The organism is Sulfurovum sp., assembly GCF_015493435.1.
Taxonomy (GTDB): Bacteria; Campylobacterota; Campylobacteria; order Campylobacterales; family Sulfurovaceae; genus Sulfurovum.
Genome location: NZ_WGDD01000029.1, coordinates 103,381 through 123,259, shown reverse-complemented (window position 1 = coordinate 123,259; position 19,879 = coordinate 103,381). Strand labels below are relative to the sequence as shown.

Here is a 19,879-nt window from a genome sequence, read left to right as displayed (position 1 = left end):
ATCTTATTTAAACAAAGTATCCCATATGTTTATAGAAGTCCCTCTGTGATAAAATTCATTTATATTTTGTGCAAGGGATATTTGTTTCGGATGAATCGTATTTTTCATACCTTCCTGCTGTTGATCGGTTTGACAGTGATGTTGCAGAGTGCTGTCTGGAACAGTCCGCACCAGAGCGGCGAGGCAAAAAAAAATATACTTTTCGCTGCATTTTCCCTACCGCCCAAACGGCTTGATCCGGTTATTTCCTACAGTGCCAATGAGTGGGCTTTTATCGGACAGATCTATGAACCGCCTTTGCAATACAATTATCTCAAACGTCCATACACACTGGAGCCGCTGACCCTGACACAGATGCCGATAGTACATTATCTCGATGCCAACCATACAGAGGTAGATGAAAACAGCAGCAGGGTTGCCTATACGGCATACAAACTGATATTGAAAAAGCATATCCGCTATCAGAACCATCCTGCGTTTGTGAAAGATAAAAAAGGCCGGCTGTTCTACGGCAGGCTTGATGAGGAGGCATTGTCTTCCATTGATTCTCTTGCAGATTTTAAAAAGCAGGCAACCCGTACGCTGAAAGCGGAGGATTATGCCTATGCCATTAAACGTATGGCTGTCAGACAGAATCACTCACCCGTGCTGGATACCATGATGGCATACATTGTCGGGTTAAAAAGCTTTTCAAAGCATATCAGCCATATTGCCCGGGAAAAAGAGAAAAAAGGAGAAATACTTGACCTTCGTTCTTATCATATCAAAGGCGTAAAAGTACTTGACGACAGGACATTGGTGATAACAATAAAGGGGCGCTATCCGCAGTTTCTCTACTGGCTTTCCATGAATTTTTTCGCACCGGTCCCCTGGGAAGCAGATTTGTTCTATCAGCAAAAAGGACTCATGGCAAAAAATATTACTTTGAACTGGTATCCGGTAGGTACCGGTGCCTACTATCTGGCACAGAATGATCCCAACCGTGTGATACGGTTAAAAGCCAATCCCAATTTCCATAAAGAATATTATCCGGTATTGAGTGACGGGGAGGCAAAAGCTGCCGGTATTTCTTCTGCACTGCGCAGAGACGCCGGGAAGAAACTGCCTTTTATCAATGAAGTCATTTATTCTCTGGAAAAAGAGAACATTCCGCTGTGGAACAAATTTCTGCAGGGCTACTATGATGCTTCGGGTATTTCTTCCGAAGCGTTTGACCAGGCAGTGCAAATATCCTCTTCGGGAACAATGGGCCTGAGTGATACAATGCGTAAAAAAGGCATTGTGCTGAAAAGTTCAGTGCAGCCTTCTATCTTTTATATGGCTTTCAATATGGTCGATCCCGTGGTAGGCGGATATTCCGAGTCGGCTAAAAAGCTGCGTCAGGCGATCAGCATCGCACAGGATGAAGAAGAATATATTTCCATCTTTTTGAATGAACGCGGTATTCCTGCGCAGGGGCCCATCCCTCCGGGAATATTCGGCTGTGAACCCGGAGAAGCGGGAACGAACAAAGTGGTGTATGACTGGATAAACGGCAAAAGGGTCAGAAAGCCGCTGAGTGTTGCCAAAAAACTTCTTGCCGAAGCAGGCTATCCTGACGGTATTTCCCTTAAAACAGGCAAACAGCTCAAACTTTTTTATGATTCGACGGCAACAGGTCCGGATGACAGGGCGCTGATGGACTGGAGACGCAAGCAGTTCGCCAAACTGGGCATACAGCTTGTGATCCGGGCAACAGACTATAACCGCTTCCAGGCAAAAATCAGAAAAGGCAAAACACAGCTCTTTTCATGGGGCTGGAATGCAGATTATCCCGATCCGGAAAATTTTCTTTTTCTGCTCTATGGGGGCAATGCTTCCGTTGATACCAACGGAGCAGGCATCAACAGTGCCAATTATAAAAATCCGGAATTTGACAAACTGTTCAATGAGATCAAGACAATGAAGAATACGCCCGAACGTCTGGAAAAGATACAAAAAATGTTGAATATAGCAAGGGAAGATGCCCCCTGGGTATGGGGCTTTCACCCCAAATCACTGGCACTTTCCCAGGCCTGGTTCGGCAATGTAGAGCCAAATGCCATGGCGAACAACACACTCAAGTACAAAAAGATAAATGCGGCACTCAGAGTGAAAAAACAGCAGGAATGGAATCAGCCTGTGATTCTGCCTCTGATACTGCTTTTCGTTTCTGTGATACTGTTGGGCTGGCTGCTCTACCGTGCCTACAGCAGCAGACAGAAAACAGTGATCCTGCGAGAGGAGAAATAAGATGCTGGCTTATATTATACGCAGACTGCTTTATGCTGTTCCTATTCTGATCGGGGTCAATCTGATCACTTTCATGCTTTTTTTTATGATCAACACACCTGATGATATGGCAAGGGCCCAGTTGGGGGCCAAACAGACCACACCGCAAATGATAGAAGCATGGAAAGTGGAAAAGGGATATGACAAACCGCTTTTTTTCAATCCGGAGGCTTCAGGTATAGAGAAGATCGAAGATACCCTGTTTATGCAGGAATCGCTGAAGCTTTTCGCTTTTGATTTCGGTGTGTCCGACGCAAACCGGGACATCGCAGAAGATATTAAGGAACGTATGGGGCCGAGTTTGGCAATTGCTCTGCCGACATTTTTTATCGCACTGGTCACCAATATTTCGCTTGCCCTGCTGCTGGTGCTCTTTAGAGGTTCAGCGCTCGATATGGGAATGATGGTCATTGCGGTAATGATTATGTCCGTTTCCGGGCTTTTTTATATTATTGCGGGGCAGGTCCTCTTTTCAAAGATCTGGCACTGGGTACCCATCTCCGGCTATGAACCCGGATGGGGAGCAGTCAAGTTTGTCATCCTTCCGGTACTGATCGGTGTCTTTGCCGGTCTAGGTGCGGGAATGCGATGGTATCGGAGTATCTTTCTCGAACAGGTCAATCAGGATTATGTCCGTACGGCAAGGGCAAAAGGACTCTCCGAGATCGCAGTGCTTTTCAAGCATGTACTCAAGAACGGTATGCTGCCCATTCTGACCGGAATTGTGGTGGTGATCCCTTCTTTGTTCATGGGCAGCCTTATTATGGAGTCTTTCTTCGGTATCCCCGGTCTGGGTTCCTATACGATCGATGCGATCAATGCGCAGGACTTTGCTATTGTCAAGGCCATGGTCTTTCTGGGCTCCGTACTCTATATCGCGGGACTGATACTGACCGATATCTCCTACACACTGTTCGATCCGCGGGTGAAACTCTCATGACCATTACGCTTCTGTGGACAGATATGATGGTATGGCTGCTTGTCGCTGCATTGGCAGTCTGGGGATGGATCCTTTCGCGTTCACCGCAGATCAGAAAGCAGTGGCACAGTATTTTCAAATCGGGTATTGCCATGGCATCGGCCATTGTGCTGCTTTTTTACCTTTTCTTTGCACTGCTCGATTCGGTACACATGCGCTTTACCGTCGAAACCCATCCCGGTGGCGGGGAAACAAGCAAAAGTATCCATTATGAGGGGGATATGGTCAGTCTGCTCGATCTGCTTTTTAAGCATACTCTGAGCCATACCGAGCGCACCTACTCTGCACCGTTCGCCACGCACGAATATGCCAAATCGATCGTAGTAGACAAAAATAATGTCAGCAGGCAGGTCTATCTGCCGCTCAAATATGTGCATGTGCCAAAAGGGGAGAGTGTGGCAGGCGACATCGTTAAAAAATCGCTTTTTGCCCTTTTTGCCGGTTTGCTTGTAAGCCTGCTTCTTATCGCGGTGCATTTGGCATTGAAAGGCCGGGGCACCTTTGTTTCCAAGTTGAATGTATTGCGCAGAGGAGAAACGGCACTTCCCTGGAGAACGGCATATGTGACCTTTACCCTGATGCTTATGACATTTGTATGGATGTATCTGCTGAGCTATCATTACCATGTACTCGGAACAGATAAGGTAGGGGGAGATGTTTTTTACCAAAGCGTAAAAAGTATTCGTACCGGTGTGCTGATCGGTATTTTGACCACGCTGGTGATGCTGCCGGTGTCGATCACACTCGGAATTTCTGCCGGATTCTTCGGCGGACGGATTGATGATGTCATACAGTACATTTATACGACACTCAATTCGATCCCCGGTGTACTGCTGATCGCCGGTGCGGTGCTGGTCACGCAAGTTATGATGGATAACCATCCTCAATGGTTCGAAACAACACTGGAACGTTCCGATCTGCGTCTGCTCTTTTTAATTCTGATACTGGGAATGACAAGCTGGACAGGGCTTTGCCGTCTGCTGCGTGCAGAAACGCTGAAGATTTCTCGGGTGGAATTCGTGACTGCTGCAAGAGCTTTCGGTGTAAGCAAATGGAAGATCATTTTTCGTCATATCATGCCTAATCTGATGCATATCATCCTTATTTCCGTAGTCCTTGACTTCAGTGCACTGGTATTGGCAGAAGCGGTACTTTCCTATGTCGGTGTGGGCGTCGATCCGACGATGTACAGCTGGGGGAACATGATCAACCAGGCAAGGCTTGAAATGGCACGAGAACCAATGGTCTGGTGGTCGCTCTTCTCCGCGTTTATCTTCATGTTCATTCTGGTGCTGGCCGCCAACCTTTTTTCCGACAGAGTACAGACAGTACTTGATCCAAGGAACGAGGAATGAACAGAATACTAAAGGTGACGAACCTCTCTTTGTCGGCTGGGAGTACTGTGCTGCTCGACAAGATCAGCTTCGAAATAGGAAAAGGTGAAATATTTGCACTTGTAGGGGAATCCGGAAGCGGAAAATCGCTGACTTCACTTGCGATCATGCGTCTGCTGCCTCCGACTGTTCATGTGACCGGCGGTGATGTGGTGCTGCACGGCAGTTCTCTTTTTGTCCTGCCGGAGTTTGAAATGCAAAAAATACGGGGGCGATCTGTTGCAATGATCTTCCAGGAGCCTATGTCTGCACTCAACCCGGTCATGACTGTAGGCGAGCAGGTGGCAGAAGTGATCAGGCTGCATCTCGGACTGAAAAAAGAGGCAGTGAAAGCCAAAGTTATTTCGCTTTTTGAAGAAGTGTCACTGGGTACCCCGGAAGAACATTACCGCCGTTATCCGCATCAGCTTTCGGGGGGACAGAAACAGCGTGTGATGATCGCTATGGCACTTGCCTGCGAACCCGATCTGCTGATTGCCGATGAACCGACAACGGCGCTCGATGTCACGATACAGGCCCAGGTACTGACACTCTTGAAACGCATCCGGAAGAAACGCAGACTTTCCATACTCTTCATCACACATGATATGGGCGTTGTGTCACAAATGGCAGATCGTGTTGCCGTAATGAAAGAGGGTACACTGCTTGAAACAGCGGAACGGAACCGCTTTTTCGGCGGAGCGGAACATCCCTACAGCCGGCAGCTTCTCAATGATGCTTCTGCTATGCAGGCAAGAGAGAAAAAAAATGATATGACTGCGGAAACACTGCTTGAAGTCAAAGACTTGAAAGTGTATTTTCCGGTGAAAAAAGGTTTTTTTCAGAAAACTGCGGGGTATATCAAGGCAGTTGACGGAGTGACCTTTCGTATTCCAAAAGGGAAAACACTTGCTCTGGTTGGAGAGTCCGGCAGCGGCAAAAGTACGATTGGGCAGGCGATCCTCCGTCTTGTTGATGCAAACGGAGGCAAGATCGATTACAGAGGTGTGAACATTGCTGCACTGAAAGAAAAGTCGCTCAAAGCCTACAGAAGCAAAATTCAGGTAGTGTTTCAGGATCCCTATTCGGCACTCAATCCCCGTATGACCGTAGGAGAGATCATTCGTGAGGGGATGGTCAGTCTGAAAGTGGGGGTACAGGATAAAACGGTACAGGATAAACGGATCATCGCGCTGCTGGAAAAGGTGGGACTGCCGGGAACATACAGATCGCGGTATCCGCATGAATTTTCGGGCGGACAGCGTCAGCGTATCGGTATTGCACGGGCTCTGGCCGTGGAACCCGAACTGATTATTTGCGATGAGCCGACTTCTGCACTCGATGTAACGGTGCGTGCGCAAGTACTGGCCCTTTTGAAAAAACTTCAGGAAGAGACAGGTGTTTCCTATCTTTTCATTACGCATGATCTTTCCATTATTCCCGCGATTGCAGACAGGGTGGCTGTAATGAAGGAAGGCAGACTGGTAGAACAGGGAAGCGTAGAATCGGTCCTGAAAAATCCGCAGCACGACTATACAAAACTGCTGCTGGCTTCAGCACCCAAAATAGAAATTTTTAGACACCCGGAGTATCAGCCGGATTTGACAAAGGAAGAATGATGAATACCGTTATACTGTTTGATCTGGATGGAACACTCATAGACTCAACCGAAGCGATCCTTGAAAGTTTTGACGTGGCTTTTCATGCATTTGGCAAAGACGTTCCGTCCGATGACAAGATCAAAGCGCAGATAGGACATCCGCTTGACTGGATGTTTTTGAAGCTCGGTGTTGCAGATGAAAAGATCTGGGACTATGTGGCAGCCTACAAAAAACATTACAGAAAGATAAGCAAAGCTAAAACGGTGTTGCTTCCGGATGCCAAGGCGGCAGTAGAGGCAGCAGCAGAATTTGCCGTTTTGGGGGTAGTGACAACGAAAACAGCTGAGTATTCCGTAGAGCTTTTGGAGCATATGGGACTCATGTCCTATTTTGAGGTTCTCATCGGAAGAGAGCAGGTGGAACACCCCAAACCCCATCCCGAACCTATCTATAAGGCATTGTCTGAACTGCCGGAAGTCAGCGGTGAAGCCTGGATGATCGGAGACACCTGTATGGATATGCTTGCTGCCAGGTCAGCCGATATTAAGGGAATTGCTGTAAGCTGTGGATATGCTACAAGGGAACAGTTAGCTGAATGCAGTGTGCAGATATGCGCCAATGCCCTTGAAGCCGTTACATTTATAGCAAAGAAATAGTATGGGATTAAAAAAATTATAATTTCAACACACTTTAAGAGTGCGGACATTACAATACTTCATGTTTGATAATACTATCGAGGAGAAAATATGGTAGAAATTAGATGGCACTCACGTGCAGGTCAAGGTGCCGTAACGGGTGCAAAAGGATTAGGTTCTGTTGTGGCTACAACAGGAAAACAGGTACAGGCATATGCACTGTACGGTTCTGCAAAACGTGGAGCCGCAATGAACGCATACAATAGAATTGATGATGAGCCTATCACCAACCAGGAAACTAAAATGTTTCCTGACTATGTTTTTGTGATCGATCCGGCATTGGCATTTACGGATGATATTACCAAAAATGACAAGCCCGATACGCAATATATCATTACAACACATTTTTCAAAAGATGAATTGATTGCCCAGATTCCTGCGCTGCAGGATAAAGCAGACAGAGTGCATGTGGTTGACTGTATGCAGATCTCACTCGATACGATAGGCAGAGCAATGCCGAATACACCGATTTTGGGGGCATTTATGAAAGTATCAAAGATGTATGATCTTGATTTCTTTTTGGAAAACATGAAAAAAGTGCTTTCCAAATTCCCGCAAAAGATAATCGATGCCAATATGGAAGCGATTACCAGAGCATATAATGAAGTGAAGTAGGAGAAACAGTTATGAGTACAGGTGTATTAGGAACAGATAAAAGAGGGATACGAGAATTAGGTGCCGAAGAGAAAGTAGGCTGGGATGAAGTAACACGCGGTGTCGTACTTAACTCTTTTGACGGTGAAGCGTTAGATATTGCACATAAAAAAGCGGAAGAGAGAGACTATTCGGATTTCAATTCATATGTAGCAACAGTTGCATCATGGAGGATCATCAAACCCGTTTTTAACAGAGATATCTGTATTGACTGCCAGAACTGCTGGGTTTGGTGTCCGGATACTTCGATCATTTCAAGAGACAAGCAGATGCTCGGGATCGACTATGACCACTGTAAAGGGTGCGGTGTATGCGTAGAAGTATGTCCGACCAACCCAAAATCACTTTTGATGTTCTCTGAAGCAAAAGAGAATGAAGATGCATTGGAAGAGTGGCCTGAAAAAGAGAAAAAAACGAAGTAGGTAAAGGATAATTATGGCAAAAGAATTTGATTTAAATGAAGTAGAAGTTTGGGATGGCAACTATGCTGCCTCCCAGGCATTGAGACAAGCACAGATTGATGTTGTTGCAGCATATCCTATTACCCCTTCGACACCGATTGTCGAAGGATACGGTTCCTATGTAGCCAATGGCTATGTTGACGGTGAATTTGTAATGGTAGAATCTGAACATGGAGCGATGTCCGGTTGTGTAGGTGCTGCCGCTTCAGGCGGACGTGTTGCTACGGCAACTTCATCCCAGGGATTTGCTTTGATGGTGGAAGTTCTCTACCAGGCGTCAGGGATGAGACTTCCTATCGTTCTGACTGTTGTAAACAGGGCACTGGCTTCTCCGCTTAACGTACGCGGGGACCACTCCGATATGTATCTCGGGCGTGACAGCGGCTGGATACAGATCGATGCGTTCAATCCGCAGGAAGCGTATGACCTGACACTCTGTGCTTTCAGAATGGGAGAACATTTGGATGTAAGACTCCCTGTGATGGTGCACCAGGACGGATTTACCACTTCGCACAAAGCACAGAATGTTACGCCGCTTAAAGATGAAGTGGCTTATGCCTTTGTCGGTGACTATGTCCCGGTGAACGATATGCTTGACTTTAGCAGACCGGTTACCCATGGTGCACAGACGGAAGAAGACTGGCACTATGAGCATAAAGCAAAACAGCATAAAGCTTTGATGGATTCCAGAACGGTCATCGATGAGGTATTTGCAGATTTTAAGGCACTGACAGGCAGAGAATACAAAAGGGTAGAATCCTACCTGATGGATGATGCCGAAGTAGCCATTGTTGTACTGGGATCTTCTGTAGAAACTGCAGTACTTGCTGCCAAGCAGCTTAGAGAGGAAGAGGGGATCAAAGCAGGGGTGGTTTCACCACGATGTTTCAGACCTTTCCCTTATGACCTGGTAAGAGATGCGTTGGATATTCCAACGCTAAAAGCGGTAAGCTGTCTGGACAAATCAGCTCCCGGCGGTGCCATGGGAGCATTGTTCAATGAAGTTTCTGCCGCAGTGTATACAACCAAAGCAAGACCAATGATGACCAATTATATTTATGGTCTTGGCGGACGCGATTTTGCGGTAGATGAAGCGAAAAGAATCTTTAAAGAGCAGAAGGCACATGCCGATGCAGGACATATTACGACAGATATCCAGCAGTTCTCTGGACTTAGAGGTCCGAAACTTGGATTCTTCCAGACAAGAAGGGATTAAGAATGGCAATTACATCAATTAAAAACTTAAAAGAATTTTCAACGAACAATGACAGGTTCGAAGGTTCACACTTACTGTGTCCCGGCTGTGCACACTCTATGATCGTCAGAGAGCTGATGAACTGTACGGATGACAATCTGGTTATCGCATCAAATACGGGATGTCTGGAAGTATCAACAGCAGTATACCCCTATACTTCATGGGATACTTCCTGGATACACATTGGTTTTGAAAATGCGGCAACGGCTGCTTCATGTGCCGAATCCATGTACAAAGCAAGAAAGAGAAAAGGCACACTCAAAGACAATGATGCACCTGTAAAATTTGTTGCTTTCGGCGGTGACGGCTCTACCTACGATATTGGTTTCCAGTGGCTTTCCGGTGCGATGGAGAGAGGTCATGACTTTACCTATATTTGTCTTGACAACGAAAACTATGCCAATACCGGCGGACAGAGGTCTTCAGCCACACCGATAGGCGCAAATACGTCAACAGCGCAGGCCGGAAGCCACTCTTATGGTAAAAAACAGAAGAAAAAAGATATTGTAGCGATTATGGCAGCCCATGGTGCACCGTATGTGGCACAACTGGCACCGAACAAATGGAAATCCATGGCAAAAGGTTTCCAGAAAGCCCTTGAAACAGAAGGTCCTTGTTTTATCAACACGGTTTCTGCCTGTACCACGGAATGGAAATTTGACCCGAAAGACACGATCCACATTACAGATCTTGCAACGGATACACTGATGTTCCCGATCTATGAAATTATTGACGGTCACGAACTCAACATTCTTTACAGACCGAAGAACATACTGAAAGTGGAAGACTACCTCGGTGCACAGGGACGTTACAGACATCTCTTCAAGCCAGAGAACAAGCATGTCATTGAGCGTATTCAGAGTGATATTGACAAGAACTGGGAAATGCTTCAGCGACGTGAAGAAGCAAGAATCTAAACGTTCATCTTTACAGATTCTTTATTTTTGCAGGTCGGGGTGCGGGTACTCCGGCCTGTATCCTCCCATTAAGCCCAATTTGCTATAAACTTACAAAAGATTTCTATGCTTTTAATAGAGGTATAAAATATAAATTTTTTACCCATTTTGAATCATTCCTAATTCTTAACTCCTTATTCCCCATTTATTTCGTTATAATTTGAAAAATAATAAAAGGAAAGTACAATGCCATTATTAGACAGTTTTACCGTTGACCATACCAGGATGACCGCACCGGCAGTGCGAGTTGCCAAAAAAATGAAAACACCCTGCGGAGATGATATTACCGTTTTTGATCTGCGTTTCTGCAAACCCAATGAAGAACGACTCCCTTCCAAAGGGATACATACACTTGAGCATCTTTTTGCAGGTTTTATGAGAGAACATCTTAACTCCAAAAAGGTGGAAATCATCGATATTTCGCCTATGGGGTGCCGAACAGGGTTCTATATGTCGCTTTTGGGTACACCAAAATCCAAGAGGGTCGCCAAAGCATGGGAAGCATCGATGAAAGATGTTCTGAAGGTAAAATCACAGAAAGATATTCCTGAACTGAACGTATATCAGTGCGGCTCCTACAAGATGCATTCACTCAAAGAGGCAAAAGAGATTGCGAAAAATGTGCTGGACAAAGGTGTCGGCATTATGAACAACAAAAAGTTGACACTCAGTAAAAAGCTTTTAAAAGGACTGTAGGATGCTCATCTGGATCCCGGTGGATGGAAATGACGCAAAAGCTTCCAAAGTTGTGCCGCAGCTGGAAGTGAAACAGTGGGCACTGGTAGATTTTGATGCCGGTGAAGTACAGTCTGTCAAGTTTTACAATACCATAGACGAGTTGGGTGGCGAATGGGTGGATTTCATCATTCTTGCCAACAAATATGAGAATTATCTGGACTATATGAACGAGGGTATGATGGTTTTGGTCGTACGCGAAGAAGAGAGTATTGAAGATATCATTGAAGCGTTCAAATTCAAAGAACTGGATGAAATCGGTTTATAAAGTGTACAATGAAACTTTAAGATCTCAAAAAGAGCTTATTCTCTGTGAAGACGGCACCAATACCCTCTACTCCAAAGAATTTGATGAACCGTACCACTCCACCAAAGACGGAGCCCTGCATGAATCTTTGGAAAAACATGTCAAACCGTCTTTATCTCTCAGCCGAGGAAAAACAGCATTAATCATTCTGGATATCTGTTTTGGTCTGGGGTATAATACGTTTGCCACACTCTACTACATCAAAAAGAATCGTTTAAATACCAAAGTGCATATTCTCTCTCCCGAATTTGATGAGGAACTTGTACACTCACTGCGTACTTTTGAGTTTCCTCCTGAATTTGACATGATAAAACATATGATAGAAGCGGTATCAGAGAATTTAAGATATGAAGATGAACAGTTTAAAATAGAGATACTGCCGGGGGATGCCCGTAAAAGTATTCCCCAGATAAAAGAGAAGATCGATGTGGTCTACCAGGATGCTTTCTCTCCGGCGCATAATCCTCTTCTATGGACAAAAGAGTGGTTCTCTGATGTACGGGCTATTTGTAGAGAGGATGCTCTGCTTACAACCTATTCAACTGCGGCAGCGATACGTTTAGGCTTATATGAAAACGGTTTCTTTATCTTTGTACATCGTGCAGAGATGATGCGTTACTCTACCGTTGCATCTTTGAAAATGCTGGATGGACTGGAATATATTGATATGGAATTGAAAAAAAAGAGAAACCCTACAGCTGAAAGCATGAAAGATAAAAATTACGTGTAGGTCGGGGTGTCCTCTCCCCGACCTGCACGCCTCATGAATACATAACGGTTAATACGTCATCTGCATAGTGTCAACATCCTCCCAGGACATGGATTTTTTAGCGCTTCGATGTGCCAATATATGGTCAATATACCGTGCAAAGACATCGGTCTCTATATTCAGCTTTGTTCCCACTTTATAATGCTTTATCAGTGTATTTTTCAAGGTATGCGGGATGATAGTAATACGAAAACTGTCGTCATAAACATCATTCACAGTCAATGAGATACCGTCAATAGTAATGGACCCTTTGGGAATGATATGGGCGATAATTTTGGGATCCACTTTGATGATAAAGTCCGTTCCGTTCTCCCGTTCGGTGATTTTTACTATTTCACCGATGCAGTCGACATGCCCCTGCACGATATGCCCCTCAAAACGGTCATCCATTTTCATAGCAGGTTCAATGTGGACTTTGCCCTGAAATTTTTCAGGCGGTACAATGGAACGTGTCTCATCCGCCACTTCCAGGTCGAAGCCGTCACTGTTGACTTTGATGACAGTCAGGCAGACACCATTGACGGCAATGGAGTCACCCCGTTTGGCTTTATGCTTTGAACGGATGCTCAGAATATTGTTTTTGTAGCTTTTGACCGTACCGATTTCACGAATGAGACCTGTAAACATCAATGACCTCTTTGAGATTGAGTGAATAGTGCATAGTGCGCCCGACCGAAGGAACAAGTGCCCTTGGGGTGAATGGTGCATAGTACGGGTATGCTTTTTTGCAAAAAGCTGCTGTTTATCATGGGAGATGGCTCCTTATCTATTTTGGATATAATTCGCTTAATTATAACAGAAAATATTGAGTGTGGAATAGAGATTTTTTATTTCTCGCTTTTCATTTTTAAAACGGAGTTTTGAATGAATTATGATGTAATCGTCATTGGTGGCGGGCATGCAGGGATAGAAGCTTCACTTGCTTCGGCACGTATGGGTGTCAAAACACTGATGATCACAATTTTGGCGGAGCAGATAGGGGCAAGTTCCTGCAATCCTGCCATTGGCGGCCTTGCCAAAGGACATTTGGTACGGGAAGTGGATGCTCTTGGCGGTGAGATGGGACTTTGTACCGATGTGACAGGTATACAGTTCAGGACACTCAATGCATCCAAAGGGCCTGCCGTACGCGGAAGCAGAGCACAGATAGACATGGACCGGTACCGTATCTATATGCGCAATGTGGTGCTGAACACGGATAACCTGGATGTCAAGCAGGAGATCGCTGACGGATTGATGGTTGAAGACGGTGAAGTGAAAGGGGTGACGACACAGCTTGGGAACCGTTATACGGCATCAAAAGTCATTATTACAGCCGGTACTTTCCTGAATGGACTGATCCACATCGGAGACAAAAAGCAGACGGCAGGAAGGCAGGGAGAATTTGCTTCTGTTGAACTGGCGGAGTATCTTAAAGGGCTGGGACTGAATATCGGGCGTCTTAAAACAGGTACCTGCGCGCGCATAGATGCCAAATCGGTTGATATTTCCGTGATGGAGGTCCAGCCCGGTGATACACCGCCTCCGCCATTCTCTTTTAGGACAGACCGAAAAACATTTCACCCCAGACAGCTGCCGTGCTACGTGACCTATACCAATGAAACAACACATGAGATCATTGAAAGCAACTTTTACAGAGCACCGCTTTTTTCCGGCCAGATCGATGGTGTCGGACCGCGCTACTGTCCGAGTATCGAAGACAAGATCAACCGTTTTCGTGACAGACCGAGGCATCAGATCTTTGTAGAACCTCAAACAATGGATGAGACAGAATATTACATTAACGGTATGAGTACTTCTCTGCCGATCGATGTACAGCTGGAAATGATACGCTCGGTCAAAGGGATGGAAAATGCCAGGATCGTACGCTACGGGTACGCGATCGAATATGATTATGTAGATCCTACAGAGTTGAAACATACACTGGAAACCAAAAAGATCAAAGGGCTCTATACCGCAGGCCAGATCAACGGGACAACCGGCTATGAAGAAGCTGCGGCGCAGGGGCTGATGGCCGGTATCAATGCCGCTTTGAGCGTACAGGACAGGGAACCGCTTATCCTCAGACGTGACGAAGCTTACATCGGTGTGCTTATCGATGACCTGGTCACCAAAGGGACGAAAGAGCCCTATCGTATGTTTACCAGCCGCGCAGAGTACAGGCTGCTGCTGCGTGAAGACAATGCAGATATGAGACTTTCCAGATATGGAAAAGTATTGGGGCTTTTGGATGATGTATATATTGCCGCATTTGAAGAGAAGCAGAGAAATATTGAAGAGGCCCTGAGTTATTTGCGGGAGAACTATGTTACACCGACCAAAGCGTTCCTTTCCAGACTTGAACAGATCGGGGCAGTAAAGATCAATGACAGAACCTGCTGGATCGATGTGATCGGCAGGGGTGATTTTAACAGGGAAAAACTGGTCTCACTGCTTCCAGCATTTGACAAATATGACGATGCCGTGATGGAGCAGATACTCGTAGAAGCCAAATACAGCCGCTATATTGAGAAACAGCAAATACAGATCGATCAGATGAAAGATATGCTCAAAATAAAGATCCCTGAGGATTTCACCTATAGAAATGTTTCAGGGCTTAGCAATGAGATTGTAGAAAAGCTTGAAAAAGCCAATCCGACGACACTGTTTGCAGCCTCCGAGATATCAGGAGTGACACCGGCGGCTTTGGAGATCATCCATGTCTATATAAAAATGACTCAACGAGGAAAAATATAATGTTGTATTACTATGCCCATACAGGGCACAAGATAGGTTTGGACAGGTTAAGAAGAGCAGCCGCAGTCATAAAACGGCTTGCCGGAGAGGGGATCGAATGCAGATTGCTTCTGAATGATTTCAGAGCAGGACTGGCTGCCAGAGACCTGGGAATCAAAGAATATGTCACGATAGAAACGATACAGGATATTGATGCGGTTGCCGCAAGGGGGGATTCCGTGATCATCGATTCGGATGAGGATGAACACGGCAGGCTGGTAAAGTACTGTTCGGACTTTACCCACGTATGGCGTTTCGAGCATGATCCCGATGACCGATCTATCCACGGGGAAACCCTCTTCAGGGCAGACTGCAGGGAGGAGGATTGTCTGAATGCAGTGATCGTGGATGATGCCTACTTTGACATAGAAGAAAAAGAGGAGCGTGTGCTTTTCTTTTTGCAGGACATGGACCATGACAAGACCATTCTGCGCCATGCACCTTTCTTTGAAGCCTTTCCTATGGAACTGCTGCTGGGCAATTACTTCTTTGTCAAGTATGAGGGGCTCCTGGCACAATGCTTCTCCGCTCTGCATGAACCGGAAGAGTATATGGACCTGATTAAAAGCAGCAGGACTGTCATAACGGCATCTGCACAGACCGCACTGGAAGCCAGGGCAGCCGGTGCAAAAGTGATCTATATTGATATACAGCAGGTATCTCTCTATCCCGCGGCATTGCTTGAACGGTACGGCATTGACTGTATGAAAGGGTTTGATGCTGAAGTTTTGAAGCATTTACTGAAACAAAACAGCAATAAAACCAAAAAACCGGTAGAAAAATTTGACCTAAATCGTTTGATCAGTGTATATAAATAGGCAGATATTATAATTATAAGAATAGATTGTAATATATTTGATCTGTATCAATCCGATTTAAGCACTTTTCTCCTATAATTAATGGCTAAAAATAAATTAGAAGGAAGGTAGTAGTATGGCTAATGATACTAAACGTCGAGACTTTATGGGCATGGCCCTGGGTGGTTTTACGGCTTTGGGCGGTCTTGGTGCACTCTATGCAATGAAGCGTACGTGGGATCCTCTGCCCAGCGTTAAAGCAGCTGGATTTACAACTTTGGATATGACAATATACAAAGAGAATGAACTGGCAGTGGAGAAATGGAGAGGAAAACCCATCTTTGTTTTAAAGCAGTCCAAAGAGATGCTGGATACTGAAAATAAAAATATGAGTCTCCTGACCGGAAAAACGACAGAAGCGATGGATAAGAAACGACTTATCAAAGTTGGTGATGCGTATTATATGGTATGTGTGGGACTTTGTACCCACCTGGGTTGTATTCCGGGATATACACCTGAAGATAAAAGTTTTCTTTGTGCATGCCACGGCGGTATGTATGACGATACAGGCATGGTAACAAAATCTCCACCGCCAAGAGGTTTGGATATTCCTCCATTTAAAATTGACGGAACCAAGCTTGTACTGGGTGAAGAAGGTCCAGAATACAAAAAAATGCTGGCTGACGGCATTACAATGCCGGTATAAGGAGAGTTAAATGGCACATTTTGATGAAAATGCAAAACCGTTCAGCCATAAATGGATGAACGAAAGACTTGCTGTAGATACACTCAAGCGTGTATTATCGACTGAATATTGGATTCCCAAAAATATTAACTTCCTGTGGGCAATGGGTATGGTACTCGCTGCTACATTCGGAGTATTGCTTATTTCGGGGATTTTCCTTTTGATGTATTACCAGCCAAATACACATTTGGCTTTTGACAGTGTCAACTATACGATCATGAGTGAAGTGGGCTATGGCTGGCTGTGGCGGCATGTCCATGCGGTCGGGGCATCTGTTGTATTCCTGATTATTTATATTCACATGTTTACAGGTATCTATTATGGTTCGTACAAAAGAGGAAGAGAACTGATCTGGCTTTCAGGTATGCTTCTTTTTGTTCTTTTCTCTGCTGAAGCATTCTCCGGATACATGCTTCCATGGGGACAGATGAGTTACTGGGCAGGTATGGTTATTACCAACCTTTTCTCAGGCGGATCACTGCATGCGAACGGTTTGGTTGAATGGATCAGAGGAGACTATGTACCGGGACAGGCGTTCCTTAACAGATTCTTCATGCTGCATGTCCTTCTCGTACCGTTGGCGATTATCGGTGTGATCGTATTGCACTTTGGTACACTGAGAATCCCTCACGTAAACAACCAGGAAGGTGAAGAATTTGACTTTGAAGAATCTGCAGAGATGTATAAAGCAGGTGATGTGAAACACTCAAAGGTTATTCCGTTCAGTCCTGTCTTCCTGAGCAAAGATATTTTTGTCATGGGAATTTACTTTATCATTTTCTTCTACCTGGTATTTTACCATTTCGAATTTGCTATGGATCCGGTGAACTTCGACCCTGCAAACGGGCTGAAAACACCGACACATATTTATCCTGAGTGGTACTTCCTGTGGAGTTATGAAATTCTGAGACCGTTCTCAACCAATGTTGGTCTGATCGCCTTTGCTTTTGCACAGATGATCTTTTTCTTCCTTCCGTTCCTTGACAGGAGTCCAAATGTGGCACCGGCGAAGAGAAGAGGATTGTTCAACCTCTGGTTCTGGGCACTTCTGATCGATATGATTGTACTGACCTTCATGGGTAAATTGCCTCCGGAAGGTATTTGGAGTACAGTCGGTTTTGTTGCAGCACTGACGTTTATCGGTTTGTGGATATTGCTTCCAATCATTACGATAAAAGAAAAAAAACTATAAGGGGTAGAGTATGAAAGAATTAAAAATATTTGGAATTGTAGCAGTCTTTACTCTTATCCTTTACTGGGGAGTAGAACCGTTCGCACATTCTCAAATGCACAAACATGTCGAAGGACATGGACTGGTATATGACGGGAAAGCGGACATTAAAGAAGCTTCAAAAGACAGAAAAGAGATTGAAAAGAAATTTTGGAATGATGTAGCACAGATTTCCAAACTCAAAGGTGACCCGGTTGCGGGTGAAGCAACTTTTGCCATGTGTGCAGGTTGTCATATGAAAGGGGCGGCAAATATGGGCGGTGTAACACCACCAAGCCTTGACCATGCCGGTGCGATCTATGACAAGAACTTCCTGATCGCGTTGATCAAAGACCCTGCGCTTGCTACCAATGTGGCACATAAATACCCTGTAGGCGGTACTATTGCACACCCAATGGGACCTGTGATGACAATGGTTACAGCACCGCAGGATATCGCGAATGTTGTTGCTTACCTAAAAGCGAAAAAAGCGGGTGAAGTAACGCCCAAAGAAGCATATATTGAAGCATGTAGCCGATGTCATGCCAACCGTTATGGTCATTTGACTCAACTGGGTGAGATTCCTAAGACCAAGTCAAATATTAAAACCGGTCAAGACATAGGTGCACTGAAGTATAAAGAGAAAGTAGCTGAGGAACAGGCGTCATTGGCTGAATATCTCGGTACACTTCCTCCTGATCTCTCTATTATGATCAGAGCCAGAAATGAACACTTTATGCATGTATTTGTTGAAAACCCTCAGTCTGAACTTCCGGGAACTGCAATGCCGAGAACAGGTCTTGACAAAGAAGGTATGGAAAAAGTCATGGCTTACCTTGAAAAGACAGGTGATCCAAGCAAACCAAAAAGAGAAGCCGTCGGACCATGGGTACTTCTGTTCTTCTTTATCTTCTCGATACTTGCGTATCTATGGAAGAAATCTATGTGGAAAGGGCATCATTAAAAAGATGTCGCAGGGTACTGTCTTCCGATAACATCCTGCAAGCTGCATATAATTATGAAAGTGGGTGTTGTGTTCCTGCAACACCCTGCATTTATACCCCCTTTATTTCTTGACGTATATCATCCCCTTTTTATCTACATTTGGATACCCTAACAAAAAACAATATATTGGATAATTATGCTAATAGACGGACACGGTCGAACCGTTAACTATTTGAGAGTTTCAGTGACAGAGCGTTGTAATTTCAGATGCCAGTACTGTATGCCGGAAAAACCTTTCTCCTGGGTACCCAAAGAAAACCTGCTGAGTTTCGAAGAACTTTTTCTGTTCATGAAAGTAGCCATGGATGAAGGTGTGAACAAGATCCGTATTACCGGCGGTGAACCGCTGTTGAGAGAAGATCTCGATTCGTTTGTCAAAATGATACATGACTACAAGCCGGATATCGATCTGGCATTGACCACCAATGCCTATCTGCTGCCGCAGACTGCACAAAGGCTCAAAGATGCAGGTTTAAAACGGTTGAATATTTCACTGGATTCGCTTAAACCTGAAATTGCACATCAAATCGCACAAAAAGATGTTCTGGCACAAGTGCTCAAAGGAATAGACAAAGCACTGGAAGTCGGTCTGGGCGTGAAAATCAATATGGTACCGCTCAAGGGTATCAACGATGGTGAAATTCTCGATATTATGGCATATTGCCAGGAGCGTCAAATTAAAGTACGTTTTATCGAATATATGGAAAACCGTCATGCCAATGCAAGTCTAAGAGGTATGCACGGCAAAGAAATTCTTTCAAAAGTAAAAGAAAAATATACGATCAGAGCACTTGGAAGAGAGGGGGCAAGTCCTTCTTTCAACTATATCATTGAAGAAACCGGTTATGAATTCGGACTTATTGACCCCCATAAACACGATTTTTGTGAAAGCTGTAATCGTATCAGACTGACAGCAGAAGGTTTTCTGATCCCCTGTCTCTATTTTGATGAGGCACTCAGTATTGCAGATGCCGTGAAAAAAGGCGATATCGAAGGTGCATCGCAAGTCCTCGCCACAGTGCTCAAGGACAAACCTAAAGAAAACCGCTGGATCGAAGGTGAACTTGAAGAAGGGCAGGAAGTTTCCAGCCGTGCTTTTTATGAAACAGGCGGATGATATCAGTGAGGAATGAGGAATGGGGAATGGGGAATTACAGTAATCTTTTCTTTGAAAAGCTTTTGTCCGCGCTAAATTATACAAAGCAAAATATTCATACTGCTTTTTTAAACAGTAACATCGTGCAGCAATGTA

19 protein-coding genes are annotated in these 19,879 nt (G+C 44.9%); 18 read left to right on the top strand and 1 reads right to left on the bottom strand.

Features of this window, described 5'->3' with window-relative positions:
• The first annotated feature begins 90 nt into the window (after window positions 1–90).
• The 12 genes from F8L24_RS05250 to F8L24_RS05195 all read left to right on the top strand — a co-directional run bounded on the left by F8L24_RS05250 (window position 91) and on the right by F8L24_RS05195 (window position 12,056).
• Window positions 91–2,271 carry an ABC transporter substrate-binding protein gene (locus F8L24_RS05250; protein ID WP_294952714.1) on the top strand — a complete coding sequence of 727 codons (2,181 nt, stop codon included), beginning with the start codon at window positions 91–93 and terminating at the stop codon, window positions 2,269–2,271.
• Between the two features lies 1 nt (window position 2,272).
• Window positions 2,273–3,250, top strand: a complete 978-nt coding sequence (locus F8L24_RS05245) for an ABC transporter permease (protein ID WP_294952711.1) — start codon at window positions 2,273–2,275, stop codon at window positions 3,248–3,250.
• Window positions 3,247–4,644, top strand: a complete 1,398-nt coding sequence (locus F8L24_RS05240; RefSeq protein WP_294952708.1) for an ABC transporter permease — start codon at window positions 3,247–3,249, stop codon at window positions 4,642–4,644. The genes F8L24_RS05245 and F8L24_RS05240 overlap by 4 nt, the downstream gene beginning before the upstream one ends.
• A complete protein-coding gene (locus F8L24_RS05235; protein WP_294952706.1) occupies window positions 4,641–6,281 on the top strand; it encodes a dipeptide ABC transporter ATP-binding protein in 1,641 nt (546 codons plus the stop codon). Before F8L24_RS05240 ends, F8L24_RS05235 begins: the two co-directional genes overlap by 4 nt.
• A complete protein-coding gene (locus tag F8L24_RS05230) occupies window positions 6,281–6,919 on the top strand; it encodes an HAD-IA family hydrolase (protein ID WP_294952703.1) in 639 nt (212 codons plus the stop codon). The genes F8L24_RS05235 and F8L24_RS05230 overlap by 1 nt, the downstream gene beginning before the upstream one ends.
• A gap of 90 nt (window positions 6,920–7,009) precedes the next feature.
• The gene (locus F8L24_RS05225) at window positions 7,010–7,573 is read left to right on the top strand and encodes a pyruvate flavodoxin oxidoreductase subunit gamma (protein ID WP_294952700.1); all 564 of its coding nucleotides are present in this window, start codon (window positions 7,010–7,012) and stop codon (window positions 7,571–7,573) included.
• An 11-nt stretch (window positions 7,574–7,584) separates the two neighbouring features.
• Entirely contained in the window at window positions 7,585–8,034 is a 450-nt protein-coding gene (locus tag F8L24_RS05220) for a 4Fe-4S dicluster domain-containing protein (protein WP_294952698.1), read from the top strand.
• A 13-nt stretch (window positions 8,035–8,047) separates the two neighbouring features.
• Complete coding sequence (locus F8L24_RS05215; protein WP_294952695.1) at window positions 8,048–9,289, top strand: 2-oxoacid:ferredoxin oxidoreductase subunit alpha; 1,242 nt, start codon at window positions 8,048–8,050, stop codon at window positions 9,287–9,289.
• A gap of 2 nt (window positions 9,290–9,291) precedes the next feature.
• Entirely contained in the window at window positions 9,292–10,245 is a 954-nt protein-coding gene (locus F8L24_RS05210) for a thiamine pyrophosphate-dependent enzyme (protein ID WP_294952692.1), read from the top strand.
• Between the two features lie 225 nt (window positions 10,246–10,470).
• Window positions 10,471–10,980, top strand: a complete 510-nt coding sequence (gene luxS, locus F8L24_RS05205) for an S-ribosylhomocysteine lyase (protein WP_294952689.1) — start codon at window positions 10,471–10,473, stop codon at window positions 10,978–10,980.
• Between the two features lies 1 nt (window position 10,981).
• Complete coding sequence (locus F8L24_RS05200) at window positions 10,982–11,287, top strand: hypothetical protein (RefSeq protein ID WP_294952687.1); 306 nt, start codon at window positions 10,982–10,984, stop codon at window positions 11,285–11,287.
• Complete coding sequence (locus tag F8L24_RS05195; RefSeq protein ID WP_294952685.1) at window positions 11,271–12,056, top strand: MnmC family methyltransferase; 786 nt, start codon at window positions 11,271–11,273, stop codon at window positions 12,054–12,056. Before F8L24_RS05200 ends, F8L24_RS05195 begins: the two co-directional genes overlap by 17 nt.
• Before the next feature lie 48 nt (window positions 12,057–12,104).
• Here the strand turns inward: F8L24_RS05195 and ribE are convergent, their stop codons facing one another.
• Entirely contained in the window at window positions 12,105–12,722 is a 618-nt protein-coding gene (gene ribE, locus F8L24_RS05190; protein WP_294952682.1) for a riboflavin synthase, read from the bottom strand.
• 237 nt (window positions 12,723–12,959) lie between these two features.
• Between ribE and mnmG the strand changes: the two genes are divergently transcribed.
• The 6 genes from mnmG to moaA all read left to right on the top strand — a co-directional run bounded on the left by mnmG (window position 12,960) and on the right by moaA (window position 19,744).
• A complete protein-coding gene (gene mnmG / locus F8L24_RS05185; protein ID WP_294952679.1) occupies window positions 12,960–14,831 on the top strand; it encodes a tRNA uridine-5-carboxymethylaminomethyl(34) synthesis enzyme MnmG in 1,872 nt (623 codons plus the stop codon).
• Window positions 14,831–15,688 carry a hypothetical protein gene (locus F8L24_RS05180; protein WP_294952676.1) on the top strand — a complete coding sequence of 286 codons (858 nt, stop codon included), beginning with the start codon at window positions 14,831–14,833 and terminating at the stop codon, window positions 15,686–15,688. The genes mnmG and F8L24_RS05180 overlap by 1 nt, the downstream gene beginning before the upstream one ends.
• Window positions 15,689–15,803: 115 nt before the next feature.
• Window positions 15,804–16,373, top strand: a complete 570-nt coding sequence (gene petA, locus F8L24_RS05175; RefSeq protein WP_294952673.1) for a ubiquinol-cytochrome c reductase iron-sulfur subunit — start codon at window positions 15,804–15,806, stop codon at window positions 16,371–16,373.
• A gap of 10 nt (window positions 16,374–16,383) precedes the next feature.
• Entirely contained in the window at window positions 16,384–17,604 is a 1,221-nt protein-coding gene (locus tag F8L24_RS05170) for a cytochrome bc complex cytochrome b subunit (protein ID WP_294952671.1), read from the top strand.
• Window positions 17,605–17,614: 10 nt separating this feature from the next.
• Complete coding sequence (locus F8L24_RS05165) at window positions 17,615–18,586, top strand: c-type cytochrome (RefSeq protein ID WP_294952668.1); 972 nt, start codon at window positions 17,615–17,617, stop codon at window positions 18,584–18,586.
• Between the two features lie 177 nt (window positions 18,587–18,763).
• A complete protein-coding gene (gene moaA / locus F8L24_RS05160; protein ID WP_294952665.1) occupies window positions 18,764–19,744 on the top strand; it encodes a GTP 3',8-cyclase MoaA in 981 nt (326 codons plus the stop codon).
• Window positions 19,745–19,879: the final 135 nt, after the last annotated feature.

Bases quoted from the DNA above. Each gene is read 5' to 3' on its own strand.
- F8L24_RS05225 (WP_294952700.1), top strand. From the start codon at position 7,010: ATGGTAGAAATTAGATGGCACTCACGTGCAGGTCAAGGTGCCGTAACG.
- ribE (WP_294952682.1), bottom strand. From the start codon at position 12,722: ATGTTTACAGGTCTCATTCGTGAAATCGGTACGGTCAAAAGCTACAAA.
- F8L24_RS05165 (WP_294952668.1), top strand. From the start codon at position 17,615: ATGAAAGAATTAAAAATATTTGGAATTGTAGCAGTCTTTACTCTTATC.
- F8L24_RS05240 (WP_294952708.1), top strand. From the start codon at position 3,247: ATGACCATTACGCTTCTGTGGACAGATATGATGGTATGGCTGCTTGTC.
- F8L24_RS05210 (WP_294952692.1), top strand. From the start codon at position 9,292: ATGGCAATTACATCAATTAAAAACTTAAAAGAATTTTCAACGAACAAT.
- F8L24_RS05170 (WP_294952671.1), top strand. From the start codon at position 16,384: ATGGCACATTTTGATGAAAATGCAAAACCGTTCAGCCATAAATGGATG.
- F8L24_RS05250 (WP_294952714.1), top strand. From the start codon at position 91: ATGAATCGTATTTTTCATACCTTCCTGCTGTTGATCGGTTTGACAGTG.
- mnmG (WP_294952679.1), top strand. From the start codon at position 12,960: ATGAATTATGATGTAATCGTCATTGGTGGCGGGCATGCAGGGATAGAA.
- luxS (WP_294952689.1), top strand. From the start codon at position 10,471: ATGCCATTATTAGACAGTTTTACCGTTGACCATACCAGGATGACCGCA.
- F8L24_RS05200 (WP_294952687.1), top strand. From the start codon at position 10,982: ATGCTCATCTGGATCCCGGTGGATGGAAATGACGCAAAAGCTTCCAAA.
- F8L24_RS05220 (WP_294952698.1), top strand. From the start codon at position 7,585: ATGAGTACAGGTGTATTAGGAACAGATAAAAGAGGGATACGAGAATTA.
- F8L24_RS05235 (WP_294952706.1), top strand. From the start codon at position 4,641: ATGAACAGAATACTAAAGGTGACGAACCTCTCTTTGTCGGCTGGGAGT.
- F8L24_RS05180 (WP_294952676.1), top strand. From the start codon at position 14,831: ATGTTGTATTACTATGCCCATACAGGGCACAAGATAGGTTTGGACAGG.
- petA (WP_294952673.1), top strand. From the start codon at position 15,804: ATGGCTAATGATACTAAACGTCGAGACTTTATGGGCATGGCCCTGGGT.
- F8L24_RS05230 (WP_294952703.1), top strand. From the start codon at position 6,281: ATGAATACCGTTATACTGTTTGATCTGGATGGAACACTCATAGACTCA.
- moaA (WP_294952665.1), top strand. From the start codon at position 18,764: ATGCTAATAGACGGACACGGTCGAACCGTTAACTATTTGAGAGTTTCA.
- F8L24_RS05195 (WP_294952685.1), top strand. From the start codon at position 11,271: ATGAAATCGGTTTATAAAGTGTACAATGAAACTTTAAGATCTCAAAAA.
- F8L24_RS05215 (WP_294952695.1), top strand. From the start codon at position 8,048: ATGGCAAAAGAATTTGATTTAAATGAAGTAGAAGTTTGGGATGGCAAC.
- F8L24_RS05245 (WP_294952711.1), top strand. From the start codon at position 2,273: ATGCTGGCTTATATTATACGCAGACTGCTTTATGCTGTTCCTATTCTG.